Below are 14,314 nucleotides of genomic sequence, written 5' to 3'. Positions count from 1 at the left end.
CGGTCGTCTTCGGCAGGTTCGCCCCCGCCCCCGCGCCCCGCGCCCGGATCAGTAGTGGAACGATGACTCGCCGTTCCTCCAGCGCCGCCGTCTGCGGATACTCATCCTTGTCGATCATGTTCTTCGGGGCGCACTCGGCCATCAGCCGGTCGGCGTACGGGTCCATCCAGGTGGTCACGAACGTGGCCATGTTCAGCCGCGCGTTGCCGTCGAGCATCAGCTCGTCGTGGACGATCTGGTAGGCCGTCTCCGGCGCAATCGACTCCTGCGGCATCCGGAACCGCGGGACCACGACTTCCTCGCCCGACGGGACCAGGTGCGGCCGTACGTCGACCGTCCGCTCCGCCCGATCACCACTCGCCTTGGCGATGTAGAGCCATCCTGGATCAACCTCCCAGCCGCGCTGCTGCGATACCGGTGTCAGGCCATGGCCCCCGAGCGGCGCAGCGAGCGGAGTACCTGCTCCTGTTGATGCGGGAGCAGCGCCGGATCGCGTGCGTCGAGCGCGCGCCGCAGCAGATCGTCCGCTCGAGTGTCCTCGCCGGCGGCACGCGCCACACCGGCGGCACGCCACAGGACCGGGCCGCTGTCCGGCGCCGCGTCCAGGACCGCCGCGGTCTCGTCGGATGCCTCCCTCGATCGGCCGAGCCGGGCCAGCGCCAGGGCGCGGGTCGCCCGCACCTCCGTGACGCCGGCGACGTCGGGAGCCAGCCGTGTCACCCGCTCGAGATCCTCCAACGCCGAAACGTCGTCCCCCAGTTCCACCCGCAGCTGTCCCCGCCCGGCAAGGGCGGCCTCCGATTCCGGAGCGATCGTCAGCACGGTCGAGAAGATGGCGGCAGCCGCCCAGGGCTGGCCGGAGTACCACAGCGCCCGGGCGAGGTCGGCCTGGACGCCGGAGTCGGCCGGCAGCCGCGCGGAAGCGGCCTGAAAATCTTCGATGGCCTGGCCGTACTGACCGCCGCGCAGCAGGAGCCGGCCGATGGCGGCCAGGGCACGGCCCGAACCCTCGGTGTCGGACAGCGATTCGTAGAGTTCGGCGGCCTCACGGTACCCCTGCTCCGCCTGCTCGGGCCGGGCCTGCGCCTCATCGAGCTCGGCCCGCAGGGCCAATGTCCGGGCCGTCGTCCGGGAGCCGTCCGGGCTGCGGAGCAACGCCTCGTCGACATGGCCGCGCGCGGCCACGACATCGCCGTCGGCGAAGCTCACCAGCGCGGCCTGGAGGAAATCGGCCGCACCGGCCGCACCCGCCGAGCGTCCCGCGACGGACCAATCCGGGAAGGCCTCCTGCAGCGGCGGGATAAGGCGATCGTCGAAGAGCTCGAACCGCCGGGAACCCGAACGCCATTCACTGGCGAGGACATAGCGCTCGACCAGTGCGTCGAGGAGGGCGGTGGGCATCCCGGCGGTCGTCTCGATGCCCTCGTCGACGGCCCCCCGCCGGCCGCGTTCGGTGATGAAGGTCCGGGTCAGCCAGGTGCGCACCTCCCCGTCGTCGAGGTCGTGTTCCCGGGCCACGGCCACGATCGCCTGGGTCAGATACGCCCCGAGGATCATGCTCGCATCACCGGTCTCCGCCAGCTGGGCGCCGGTGACGGGTTCGGTGGCGACGGGTTCGGTGGCGGCGGGTTCGGTGGCGACGGGTTCGGTGGCGACGGGTTCGCCAGCGGGTCCGGCGGTGACGAGCGGGGAGCGCCAGATGGCCGTCGCCACGAGCTGGAGGTACGCCGGCTGCACCGTGCTGGCGACCAGAACGGACTCCGTCCCGGTAGCGTCCACCACACGGCTGGTGACAAGGTCGTCGACGCAGGCCTGGGCGGCACCCGGCGGGAGGCGTCGGCCCGCCGCCCGCAACGGTTCGGTCAGCGCCGCAGTTGCCGAGCGCCGGTCCAACGGTCCGACGGCGACTCTGGCGATCGTCGAGCCACCGGCGAGGGTGTCCTCGTAGGGCGCGAGCGCGGCCCGGTGGTTACGCCGGATCACCAGCAACAGGTGCAGGTCCGGGAGGGCGGCCACGGCCTCACCGAGAACTTCGACGAACTGGGTGCGCAACGGGTCCAGATACGGCGAGTGGGGTACGAAGAAGTCCTCGAACTGGTCCACAGCGGCCAGGATCGGCCGCGCGGAGCCGAGTTGACGGTCACGACCGGCGGCGCCGTGACCGTGCCGCTTGCCCTGGATGGCGTCCACCAGCGACCAGGTGTCGGCGTCGCCCGCCCAACATCGCAGCAACGACTCCAGGTAGGGATTTCCGGTCGAGCGGACCAGGCCCTCGTCCGCGTCCGGACCGACCGGTGGGCCCAGTCGACCGACCGGCAGCACGTCGGCGTCCGTCGAGACCAGATTCGGCAGCACGCCGGCCCGCAACAACGACGTTTTTCCGACCCCGGCCGGCCCGTGCAGGACGACCAGCCGACTTTCAAGCCATTTCGCGAGCAGGGCGTGCGCCGCGGCGCCGCGCCCGAAGAAAAATTCGGCGTCGGTCTCCTGAAAGGGCGCGAGGCCGACATAGGGAGAATGGCGGGGAAGTACGGTGACCACCACTACCCCCGCGCCCCGGAAGCGCTGGTCGGGTCAGGTCTTCCCCGCCTTCCTTCACAAGCAATGACCATCCTGGTAAACAAGGTAGTAAAAAGCCTCTCCCCGGCGAATCGACAGCACCCCTGACAGTACCCTTGAATGATATCCGACACCGGGTCGCCGGGGTTCGGACGTACCACCCGAAAGCGCCTCCCGTGCACCGCGAGACGCGCACGACCGCCGAGCCGAGCGGACCCCCGCCCACGGGAGGCGTACCGCCGGTCGGTGATGGACTCAGTCCGCAAAGGACGGCACCGCCCGTCCGTCGTCAGTCGTGCGCTGCCGGCGCTCCGCGGGACAACAACCTAGTATGCGCTCGCGGCGAATGCCACAACGTCGGAGCTCCTCCCTCGCGGAAAGCCAGTCGATCGATCGCGACAGTGGTCGCCGTCACCGCCGGACGGACCCGGCGGCGACGCGCCGGCCCCGGCGCTTGACCCCTGACAAGGAAACCGCTGGGGTGGCGAGATGGTGCGGCGGGCCGGCGACGGCCGAGATGCGAGAGCCTCCTCCCCGATAGGGTCGTGGTGTAGCATTAGCACGCGTCCGGATCGAATCTTTTACTCGGTGGGGCGCGGGCGCCGAGATGTCGCCGACCGCGCCCGGAATGCGGGGGTGCAGTGGCTTCGGTGGTGAAGGTCGATCCGGAACACGGACCGGGTCGAGGAGTTCCGACAGTCTGGGGCAACGTTCCCCAGCGGAACAAGAACTTCACCGGCCGGGACAGCCTGCTTGCGGACCTGCGCAGGCGGGTAACCTCGGACAGTCTCGACGTCACCGCCGTGCTACCGCATGCATTGCAGGGTCTCGGTGGTGTGGGTAAGACCCACCTTGCGATCGAGTACGCCTACCGCTATCAGGCGGAATACGACCTGGTGTGGTGGATCCCCGCCGACCAGCCGCTACTGGTCCGCTCCAATCTGGCCTCTCTGGCGCCGCGGCTGGGTCTGGCGGAGGCCGGGCCGCTGCGGGTCGAGGAGGCCGTCTCCGCGGTGCTGGACGCGCTGCGCCGCGGCGTGCCGTACCGGCGTTGGCTGCTTATCTTCGACAACGCCGACCAGCCGGAGACGGTCCACAGCCTCATGCCACACGGCCCCGGTCACGTGCTCGTGACCTCGCGCAACCGGCGGTGGCAGAGCCTGGTCGACACGCTGGAGGTCGACGTCTTCGCCCGGCGCGAGAGCCTCGAGTTCCTCCACCGCCGAGTCCCCGGCATCGCCGATGCCGACGCCGATCAGCTCGCCGAGGAACTCGGCGACCTGCCGCTGGCCCTGGAGCAGGCCGGCGCGCTGCAGTTCGAGACCGGGATGGACGTCAAGGAGTACCTCGAGCTGCTCCGCACCGAGGCAGGGAAACTGCTCGCGGAGAACCCTCCGTCGGACTACTCCAGGCCGGTCGCGGCCGCCTGGAGCCTGTCGGTGAGCCGGCTCAGCGAGCAGGCGCCGTTCGCCCTCGAGCTCCTACGCCGCTGCGCCTTCTTCGGCCCCGAGCCGATCTCCCTGGAGATCCTCGACCGCGGCAAGTACATCCTCGGGTCCGAATTCGGCAGCGCCATGCGGGACCGCCTCCTGGTGAGCCGGGCGATGCGGGAGCTCGGCCGCTACGCCCTCGCCCGCATTGACAACAGCCGCAAGACGCTGCAGGTCCACCGGCTCGTGCAGAAGCTCATCCGCAACGATCTGCCCCGCGAGGATCAGGAACGCATGCGGGACGAGGTGCACCAGCTGCTCGTCGCGGCCGACCCGGGTGAGCCGGGCGACTCCGAAGCCTGGCCGCAGTACGACAAGCTGCTTCCGCACATCTTCCCGTCCGAGGTCTACCTGGCGCGGTCGGCGCCCACCCGCCAGCTGGTGGAACACATCGTCGGCTACCTTTACGGCGTCGGCGACTTCACCACCGGGCTCGCCGAGGCCGACCGCACCCTGGAGCAATGGATCAAGGAATCGGGGGATCGCGACCCCGACGTCCTGATCCTGCAGGGCATCAAGGCGGACATCCTGTGGGCGCTGGGCCGGTACCGGGAAGCCTATGATCTCCGGCGCCCGACGTTGGAGGCCATCACCGAGGTACTCGGTGCGGACCACGAGGAGACCCTCGTCATCCTCAACGGTCACGGCGCCGACCTGCGTGCGCGCGGCGAGTTCCAGGCCGCCCGTGAACTCGACGAGGGTACCGTGGCCCTGCACCGCCGCGTCTTCGGCGACGACGACAACCGTACGTTCAACGCCGTCAACAACCTGGCGGTCGACTACAGCCTGACCAGCTCCTACGCCGAAGCTCTCGAGACGGACCGGAAGAACCTCACCGACCGGCGTAACCTCTTCGGCCGTGACGACGCCCCGCAGGTGGTCTTCTCGCTCGCCACGGTCGCGCGCGACCTGCGGCAGGCCGGGCAGTATCTCGAGGCCAGGAGAACGGCGGAGCAGGCCTTCCTGCTCTACCGCGATCTCGTCAACCGTCGCGTCCTGCCGGAGGATCACGCGCATGTTCTCCTCCAGGCGAAGGACCTGTCGGTGGCTCGCCGGAAGGCCGGGGACTTCACCGAGGCCCTCGAACTCGCCGAGGAGGTGCACGGCCGGTACACCAACAGTCGGCAGTTCGGGTCGGAGCATCCGGACACCCTCGCCGCCGGGATCAACCTCGGGAACGCGCAGCGGGTCGCCGGCGATCCGGACGAGGCGACCATTCGGATCGAGAAGACCGTTCGCCGTTACCGGGACGTCCTCGGCCCGGACCATCCGTATACCTATGGCTGCGACCTCAACCTCGCCCTGATCCATCGCCAGCTCGGCCGGATCGACGAGGCGGAACGCCTGCTCAGGGATGCGCGCGCGGGCCTGACGAAGAGACTCGGCCCCGATCATCACTACACCCTGACCTGCGTCACGAATCTGGCCACCGCCCGATCCACGCTCGGCGCCCCCGACGAGGCGCTAGTCATGGGCGAAAGCGCACTACCGCGATTCAGCGAACTGCTCGGTCCCGACCATCCGCACACGTTGGTGTGCGCGACGAACCTGGCGTTGGATCTGACCGCGGTCGGGAGGGCGGAAGAGGCGCGGGTGCTCGCGGACGACACTATGCACCGCTACCGGCGGGTGCTCAGTGACACCCATCCGGACGTCCAGGCGGGTATGCGGGGTGAACGGCTCGACTTCGACTTCGAGCCGCCGCCGCTGTAGCTCCCGGGCCCGGGTTCAGGCGCCGTCGGTCGACAGCCAGGACGCGAGGGCCTCCGGATCGACCCGGTCTCCGCCGACCGCCTCGATTCCTCGATGCACCGCGTGCACGAGCTCCGGCCGGGTCAGCAGGGTCCGGCCGCCCGGCGTCGGACTGCCCTGCCGGCACAGGACGAGCCCGGCCCAGGCGTCGAGCCGCTCAGGATCTCGACGCACCTCCTCCTTGTACGCGCGCGTGGCCATGCCGAGATCACCGAACGCGAACGCCTGGTCGGCCGCCGAGATCCCTCGGTCGAGGACGTCCGGCACCCCCTCGCGCGCCGCCTGGAAGAGCTTGGGGTCGCTCAGGCGGAGATGAACAAGATCGAGCCGGGAATTGTGCACCAACCCGCGGGTGCCGGGCACGGTTCTCGTCCGGATCGGCAGCTCGGGCAGCCGCTGGCCGCGCACCCAGGCCCGGGCCAGCGTGGCGACCTGGCCCGGAGCGGGCTCCAGGTTGCGCAACCGCCAGGTGATCCAGGTATCGGTGCTCACCTGACGAGCCAGCTTCAGCGGTTCCTCCGGGACCGAGGCCTGCCGATGGGCCCAGGCCGTGGCCTGCATGCCGTCGAGAAATCTCAGGCCGAGCGGGGTCATGTCACCGGACAGGCGCAGAGTGATCAGCGCCCGCCAGACCTCCTCCCGCCAGCGGGCGAACTCGAAATGCGCGTAGGCCGATTCATCCCCGAGGCCGCGCTGGGCCTCCCAGAGGTCGGTAAGCGCCAGATAGGCGTACGCGCCCTGGAGTAACCCGGGCAGCGGCCGCGGATCACTGCGCCACGGTGCATAGAACAGCCTTCCCTCTCTCGCCTCGAACAAGGGCACGAGGTCGAGTAGCGCGGACAGCTTGTTGTGCTGGAACTCGTGGACCAGGGCCACGGCGAAGGTCAATCCGTCTTTGGGCATCGTCATCGCCAGTGCACCGAACGCCTCCCCGGACGAGGCGCTGAGTTCGGCCTCGCCGTCGGTCGGACGCAACGGGAAGACCGTGGTAAGGCCGCTCGCCAGCGCCGCGGCTCGACGCGGGTCGAGTCGGGTGAGAATGCGCCACCCCTCGTCGAGGCGCTGCTGCCAGACGTCGAGAGCCCCGGACGCGGCGCCCTGCGACATCGGTAGGTCCAGCAGTGCGCGCGCCGGGTCGAGGTCGTCCAGCAGAAGGTCGATCCGCAGGCCATCCGTCTGCGCGGTGAGCCGGTCGACGGGCCGCCAGGCGGCCGTGCCGGGCTGGACGATCGCCGGCGTCACCTGCTCAACCGCGAGCGTGGCCGCCCGCTCGGCTCCCGGCCCGGCCGCCGTCGGCCTCTCCGCCAGCCACAGGCCGCGGCCGGTGATGCGGGCCTGGGCCCAGCCGGTCAGGGTGCCCCGGAGTCGGCCGAGGGTCGGGAGCATCAGCTCGTGATCATGCAGCAGCACGATGACCTCGGCATCCAGCCCGGCCCGCAGCGCTGCGGCCGCGGCGAAAGCCCCCAGTGCCCCGAAATCCTCCTCGATGGGAACCGACCCGAAGGTCGTTCCCCGCAGGCGGCGCAGGCAGTGCATCGCCCACAGCCCGATCCCGGGCGACAGCAGCAGTTCGCCGATCTCCGCCGGCGCTCGCCGCTGCGCAGCGGCGAGCACGTCGTAGCTGTGCGCGAGGTCGCTTCTGGCGAAGGCCGCCGGAACGCGGCGGGCGGCGTCGTCCATGACCGCGCGCAGCGCCAGCAGTCTCTTACTGAGCTGCGTCACCCTGAGACGATGGATGATCTCCACCCGTGCGCCGCCGGCCGCGAGTTCGTTGAAGTCGGCCGCTGCCAGCCGATGAAATCTCACCTTCACCCTACGCGACGTCGCACATGTTCCAGGTCCGCCCGGAGCCGGGCACCGATGTGCACAATAAGGGAATACAGATCCGGACAGTAGACGGACCTGTTCCGGAAACCGGACCCCTGCCGATACCGATGAGGATAGTATCCTCCGCCGCAGACCCGGTGAATGGAGCATCGCCCGCATTCCTCACCGAGCGCCGCGCCGCCGATCTGCCGGGCGAGTATCCCAGGATGCCGCAACACTCGGTCAAAATCATCCCGGATCACATGCAGACCCGTCGATGCCGCCCCGTGATAGGCGGATTTCAGGGCGTCGACCTGCTCGATCGAGCCGTCGGTCTCGAGGACGACGACGGTGGACGGCGAGAGCCCCACCGTCTCCACCTGGCTGTGGCCGCCGAGCAGGAGCGTGATGATCTCCTGGAAGAGCCTGAGATCGGTCTCGTGCTCGGGCGCGGAGTACCAACGGTCGAACAGCGTGATGAGCCAGTCGGCATAAGGCGTGGCCTGCTCGTCCGCCGGCCGGCCGGGTGGGCGGGTCGTCCAGTTCCCGTGGGGCAGGAGGAAGTCGACGGCGGGTGGCCGCCAGGCGAGCAGGCTCTCGTAGACCTCGAGCGGGTCACTCGTCGGATCGACGACGCCGAGCAGTCCGCCGAAAACGGCCCGGAAGCGATCGGAGGTAAGTCGTTCGAGTCCGGCCACGGTGCCGGAGAGGCTCTCCGCGCCATTGCGCAGCACCCGCCGGCGGTTGTGGTGCGCGAGGGCGCCATCGACGCTCACGCCCACCATGATCGTATGGGTGCGGCAGAGATCGAGAAACCTCTCGTCGAGCAGCACGCCGTTCGTCTGCAGGCTGAACGTGACATCCGTACCCGGCGGCACGGCGGCGCGGAACGCCATGACGACCGACTCCAGCAGCTCGGCGCCGGCAAGCAGCGGCTCGCCGCCGTGCAGGATCACCTCCACCGCGGGCAGATTGTGACGGCGGGCATGCTCCCCGACCCGCGCGGCCGCGGCCGCCACGAGCTGCGGGCTCATGACGAGCGGCTGCCCCCGCCAGCCCTGATCGGCCTGGTGGTAGACATAGCAGTAGCTGCAGGAAAGATTGCAGCGGCTGTGCACCTTCAGCACGAACTGGCTGAAGGGCATTGCCCGCCAGCCCGATCGGCCGAGTACGTCGTGGCGCAGGAAGCCATACGGCCACCCCCCCGCGGTCCCGGCCGTTATGGTGGACACCCCGGCTGTCCATCATCCTGTTTCAGGATCCTGGAGCTGAACCCACTCGACGGGGGTGACGACCTCGCCGCCTCGCGACAGACCCGTCGTAGCCCCCAACTCAACACGGGAAATTCCGTGGCCCTCGCCTCGAGAGGAACTATCTCGCTCACCTCGAGCAGGAGCGTCTCGATGTCGGACGACTCGTTCACCCGCTGACCTCCTCCGCCACCCCCCTATCATCCAATCTAACCTGGGTCGCGGTGTGGTGCGCGCTATCCGAACCATGGCACGAACCGTCGTCCGGGCCCGCCCGGCGACGACGACATCGACCCGGATCCGCCGGTCCCCCCATCCCGTCCTTTGCTGGTTTCCCGGACAGACCACGAGAGCGGCACCTGACACCGCAGCGCCTGCTGCACTTTGCCGCCGGGCACCGCCGCCCACACCTGCAATCTAGACGACAACCGGCTGGGAGACCACGCCGTAGACTCAGTTCTCACTTGCCTGCACCCGCACAGGTTGTGACGTGTGGTCGCAGCGCGTTCCGGCCACACCGTGTTGGAAAGAGGGGGCCTCGGTGCCGGGGGAGATCATTCACAGATCGAGGGGTGAGCGACCGCCTCGTACCGGAAAAGACCGCTCCGATGCCCCCGGTCGGCCAGACCGACTACGGTTCGACCGGCCGGCCGGGCCCGATGCAGACGGACATGCCTGAGGCGACGGACGGGCCGCCGCTGTACTTCTTTCTCAGCTACGCCCGCGCGGACGGCGAGGACGGCCCGTTTCTCGCCCGCTTCTTCCGGGATCTGCGGCACGAGGTCCGGGTCCGCTGCGGGCATCCGAGGGCAGACGAGGTGGGGTTTCTCGATACCTCGAGTATCCGACCGGGCGACGCCTGGTCGCGGGAACTCGCCTCGGCGTTGGCCCGCTGCCGAACTTTCGTCGCCATATGCTCCCCCACCTTTTTTACAAGTGAGTACTGCGGCCGGGAATGGCAAGTTTTCGAGGACCGCCTCCGCCACCTGGAGGAGACGGGCGCGGGACGGGCACCCGTCCTCCTACCAGTGATGTGGATCCCCTTACGCCCGCCGCCCTCGATTCTGGCCCGGCTGCAGTACAATCACGAAGATCTCGGCCAGGAGTACGCCGAGTTCGGCTTACGGTATCTTCTCCAGCTGAACCGGAACCACGACGAGTACCAGGAGTTCCTGGTAGCTTTGTCCGATCGGATCGTACGACTCGCGGCAGAGACCGCTCTGCCGCCCATGGCGGAGATCCCCGGCTTCGACACCGTGCCCAGCGCGTTTGATCAATGGGGTGACCGGCGCCCTGTCCCGCCTCGGTCCGAGGTGCCGGAGTTGATCCAGGACCCGGTCCCGCCGCCGCACTCGGTAGCCTCGACCGAGGCAGAGGCAGACCAGGGCACGGGTCTGGCCGGTACCGAACCCACGACACACCCGGTGACCGGGCCGACAAGTATCCTCGAGTCGACGGCGGGAACCGGGCCGGCCACGTACATTGGGCCCCGTGGTGACCGGGACGGACCTTCCACCGCTGTCCGCACGCAGGAAGCCGGCCCGGAGCCGGCCGACCACGTCGGCGGTCCGAAGCGAGTCACCTTCGTTCTCGCCGTGACCTCGGCCAGCGAACTCGCCGCCCTGCGCCGGCACTTGAGCTACTACGGCAGCCAGTACGACGAGTGGAAGCCCTACCACCCGCATCACAAGCAACGGGTCTGCATCTCCGCCCAGTTCATCGCCGCGGGCCAGGAGATGTCTTCGGACATCGTCATGCTGCAGACCGGCATCTCCACGCTGCTCAAGCGATCGCGCACGCGCAACGAGATCGTCGTCTTCATCGTCGATCTGTGGACCGCCACCATGGAACCGTTCCGTACCGCGCTGCTCGAATACGACCAGCGGAACGAACCGACGACCGGGGTGCTCGTGCCCTGGAATCCGGACGACGAGGAGACGCACGAAAACAGAGAACGGCTGTTCGAGACCCTCGCCAGCGCCCTGCCGAACAACATGCTGCGCCGAGACGGTCTCTTCCAGGAGCAGGTGCAGTCCCACGAGGAGTTCGCGGACGCGCTCGTGCAGATCCTGACGGATCTGCAGGCGCGCATCTTCGCCGGCCAGACCATCTTCCGCCAGCGCCCGCCGAGCCACCGCCGCCGTCCGTTCCTCAACGGCCCGTAGGAGAGGGCGCCAGTGAACGAACGGGATTCGGGACGCATCGTCACCTTCTATTCCTACAAGGGCGGCACGGGCCGATCCATGGCGCTCGCCAACGTCGCATGGCTGCTCGCCAGCAACGGACGGCGGGTGCTCGTCGTCGACTGGGATCTGGAGGCGCCCGGGCTCCACCGGTACTTCCATCCGTTCCACCACGACCCGGATCTGCGGACGACCCGCGGCGTCATGGACATGATCTGGGATTTCACCGCGACGGTGATGTCGCCGCCGACCGCCGGCGAGGAAGACTGGTTCGAGCGGGCGACCGCGATCATGCCGTACGCGGTGTCTCTGACCTGGTCCTTTCCGGCCAACGGCACAATCGACTTCGTCTGCTCCGGTCGTCACGACGCAGCCTACTCCCGCCGGCTCAGCACCTTCGACTGGAGCACCTTCTACGACACGCACAACGGGGCCGATTTCATCGACGCACTCGCGGAGAACATGCGGTCGTCCTACGACTGGATCCTCATCGACAGCCGGACCGGGCTAAGCGACACCGCCGGAATATGCACCGTGCAGTTGCCCGACATCGTCGTAAACTGCTTCACACTCAGTACCCAGAGCATCGAGGGTGCCGCCGCCGTCGCCCAGTCAATCAGCGCACAGGACAAGAACGGTGAAATCGGCCATCTACCGGTGCCCATGCGGGTCGAGGACGGTGAGCAGAAAAAACTTGAGCTGGGCCGGGACTTCGCCCGTGCGACCTTCGATCCGTTTCTGCGGAACATGAGCGCCCGGGAGAAGGAACGGTACTGGGGCGATGTGGAGGTTCCATACAAGCCGTATTATGCGTACGAGGAGATCCTGGCGGTCTTCGGGGACCGCCCGTTGCAGGAGGGCACTCTTCTCGCCGCCTATGAAAGGCTTACCTCGTACCTGACCAACGGGGAGGTACGCTCCCTCGCGACGCTGGACGAGACGCAGCGCCGCCGCAATCTCGCGGTCTTCGAGCGGACCGCGGTGTCCATCCCGACCAACATCGTGGTGAGCTACGCCTCCGCCGACCGGAACTGGGCGGACTGGATCGCCACCGAGCTCGAGAGCGCCGGTTTCGCCACGAGGCTGGAACAGGCGGGCCCGGGCACCGGGAACCGGATCGATCAGGGCGTCGTCCCCGCGGCCGGTCATTTCCGAACAGTCGTCATCCTGTCATCGGCGTACGTCCGCTCACCGCCGGCGTTGGAGAGATGGCGCAGGACGGTCGCGAGCGATCCGGACGGGACGGGTCGGCTGCTCGTGCCCGTCCGCATCGAGGACTTCCAGCTGCCGGCCGAGTTCACCAACCGGGAGTATGCCGACCTCGTCGGTTTCGACGAGGCGCCCGCACGGCAGACGCTGCTTGCCGCGACGGGACGTCCGACCCGCCGGGCCACGCAACTCCGCCGGGAGATCGGCGTGGCGGCGAACGTGCGTTTCCCCGGCTCGCCGCCCCAGGTCTGGACAGGGGTACCGGAGCACAACCCGAGCTTCATCGGACGAGAGGCTCTCCTGGTCGGGCTGCGCGACCGCTTTTTCGGGGTGGGCGGGGCGCCCGTCGGTACCCAGGTTCTGCAGGGCCTCGCCGGCGTGGGTAAGACGCAGGTAGCCACGGAGTATGTGTTCCGGTTCGGGGCGTCCTATGATCTGGTCTGCTGGATCGGGTGCGACCAGACGGCGCTGGTCCGCAGCAGTCTGGCTCGGTTGGCCGCCGACCTGGGCCTGCCGCACCGGGAGGGGCGGGAACCGGTTGACGAGGTGGTGAACGCCCTGCGCCGGGGTGATCCGTACCGACGCTGGCTCCTCGTCTTCGACAACGCCGACTCCCCCGATGATGTGGCGCCACTGATCCCGCATGGCCCCGGGCACGTGCTCATCACCTCGCGCAACCAGCGCTGGCAGGGCAGGCAGGAGCGGGTGGAGATCGGTATGTTCAGCCGGGAGGAGAGTATCGCGTTGTTGCGGCGGCGGGCTCCGGCGCTGACCACGGAGGTCGCCACGCAGCTCGCCGAGGCGCTGGGGGACCTTCCGCTGGCGCTCGAGCACGCCGGCGCCTGGCACGCCGAGACCGGGATGACCGCGGAACGGTACCTGGAACTTCTTGACCGAAGCCCAGGGCCGCTGCTGCTCGAGGGCGAGATCCCGACCTACCCCCTGCCAGTCGCCCGCACCTGGCTGCTGTCCATGGAGCGGCTACGCAGCGAGATTCCCACGGCGGCGCGGCTCGCCGAGCTGTGTGCCTTCTTCGGCCCAGAACCGATCAGTCTGCAGATCTTTGCCGGTGCGGGGCTACGTGACCTGACCGATGCCGAGGATCAGGAGTTCCGGGACTCCTTCGTACTGGCCAAAGCCGTCCGGCAGATCAGCGAGCACGCCCTGGTCCGGGTGGATCAGAAGAACGAGAGCCTGGAGATACACCGGCTCGTCCAGGCGGTGATCCGCGACGACCTCACACCCGACCAACGCACCGGTGTCCGCCGCCGGGTCCACGCGTTGCTGGCGGCGGCGGACCCGCTGGAGCCCGACCGCCCCGAGACATGGCCCCGCTACTCCCTGATCCGACCGCACCTGGTGCCCTCCGGCGCGGTGGGGTCGGCCTCCGAGGAGGTGTCGCGGCTCGTCTCGAACCAGGTCCAGTGTCTCTACGAGCAACGCGATCACTGGGGATGCAGGGATCTGGCGAGCGTCACCCTCGATATCTGGCGTGACGTCTTCGGCGACAACGACAAGCGGACCCTGACGCTCGCTCTCGACCTCGCCGACAGCCTGCGGGCGCTGGGGGAGCCGGAACAGGCCAAGGGACTCGACCAGCCTGCCCACGATCGCCTGGCCCGCCTGTTCGGCAGCAACGACGCCCTCACGCTCCGCGCCGCGCGGGCACTCGGCGGGGACCTGCGCGGCATGGGTGACTACCAGGAGGCCCGACGCCTCGACGAGGACACCTACGCCCGCTACCGGGACATGGCGATCCTGGACGACCCGGGCGCGATCAGCACGGCCAACAACATCGCGGTCTCGCTGCGCTTCTTCGGTGACTTCCGGCTCGCGCTCGAGACCGGAGAGGATGTCTACATCCGTCAGCTGCGGGCAAGCGGCGAAAACGACATCCTCACCCTTCAGTATGCCGACAGTCACGCCCGGGACCTACGCGAATGTGGCCTTTACCGAGAATCCCTGAAAATCCTTCAGGAAACCTTGACCCGATGCCGGGATATCCTCGGTATCAATCATCCGGACACCTTGCGCTCCTTGCGGAACTACGCGGTCACACTACGGC

The 14,314-nt window shown here is 68.7% G+C and carries 6 protein-coding genes and 1 pseudogene; 3 read left to right on the top strand and 4 right to left on the bottom strand.

The genetic code is table 11. The features are described from left to right. Positions 1–380 (bottom strand): annotated as a pseudogene (locus tag AC08OP_RS10010) (hypothetical protein); the annotation flags it as partial. A gap of 40 nt (positions 381–420) precedes the next feature. Further along, a complete protein-coding gene (locus AC08OP_RS10005) occupies positions 421–2,541 on the bottom strand; it encodes a tetratricopeptide repeat protein (protein ID WP_476613939.1) in 2,121 nt (706 codons plus the stop codon). A gap of 659 nt (positions 2,542–3,200) precedes the next feature. Between AC08OP_RS10005 and fxsT (AC08OP_RS10000) the strand changes: the two genes are divergently transcribed. Beyond that, positions 3,201–5,762, top strand: a complete 2,562-nt coding sequence (gene fxsT, locus AC08OP_RS10000; RefSeq protein ID WP_476613938.1) for an FxSxx-COOH system tetratricopeptide repeat protein — start codon at positions 3,201–3,203, stop codon at positions 5,760–5,762. 15 nt (positions 5,763–5,777) lie between these two features. Here fxsT (AC08OP_RS10000) and AC08OP_RS09995 read toward each other — a convergent pair whose 3' ends face one another. Beyond that, positions 5,778–7,607 carry an HEXXH motif domain-containing protein gene (locus AC08OP_RS09995; RefSeq protein ID WP_476613937.1) on the bottom strand — a complete coding sequence of 610 codons (1,830 nt, stop codon included), beginning with the start codon at positions 7,605–7,607 and terminating at the stop codon, positions 5,778–5,780. Between the two features lie 2 nt (positions 7,608–7,609). After that, positions 7,610–8,839 (bottom strand): FxsB family cyclophane-forming radical SAM/SPASM peptide maturase, encoded by a 1,230-nt coding sequence (locus AC08OP_RS09990; protein WP_476613936.1) that lies wholly within the window; start codon positions 8,837–8,839, stop codon positions 7,610–7,612. 689 nt (positions 8,840–9,528) lie between these two features. Between AC08OP_RS09990 and AC08OP_RS09985 the strand changes: the two genes are divergently transcribed. Together AC08OP_RS09985 and fxsT (AC08OP_RS09980) are read left to right on the top strand one after the other, a co-directional pair. Beyond that, positions 9,529–11,022 (top strand): TIR-like protein FxsC, encoded by a 1,494-nt coding sequence (locus tag AC08OP_RS09985; RefSeq protein ID WP_476613935.1) that lies wholly within the window; start codon positions 9,529–9,531, stop codon positions 11,020–11,022. Positions 11,023–11,034: 12 nt separating this feature from the next. Further along, a partial coding sequence (fxsT, locus tag AC08OP_RS09980) for an FxSxx-COOH system tetratricopeptide repeat protein (RefSeq protein ID WP_476613934.1) occupies positions 11,035–14,314 on the top strand: 3,280 nt, incomplete at its 3' end.

The organism is Frankia sp. CeRuru1 (assembly GCF_977966315.1).
The sequence above is the reverse complement of the archived record's forward strand: the minus strand, read 5'-3'. Positions and strand labels throughout refer to the sequence as shown.

Excerpts from the sequence above, each read along its gene's own strand:
- AC08OP_RS09985 (WP_476613935.1), top strand. The coding sequence starts at position 9,529 with ATGCCTGAGGCGACGGACGGGCCGCCGCTGTACTTCTTTCTCAGCTAC.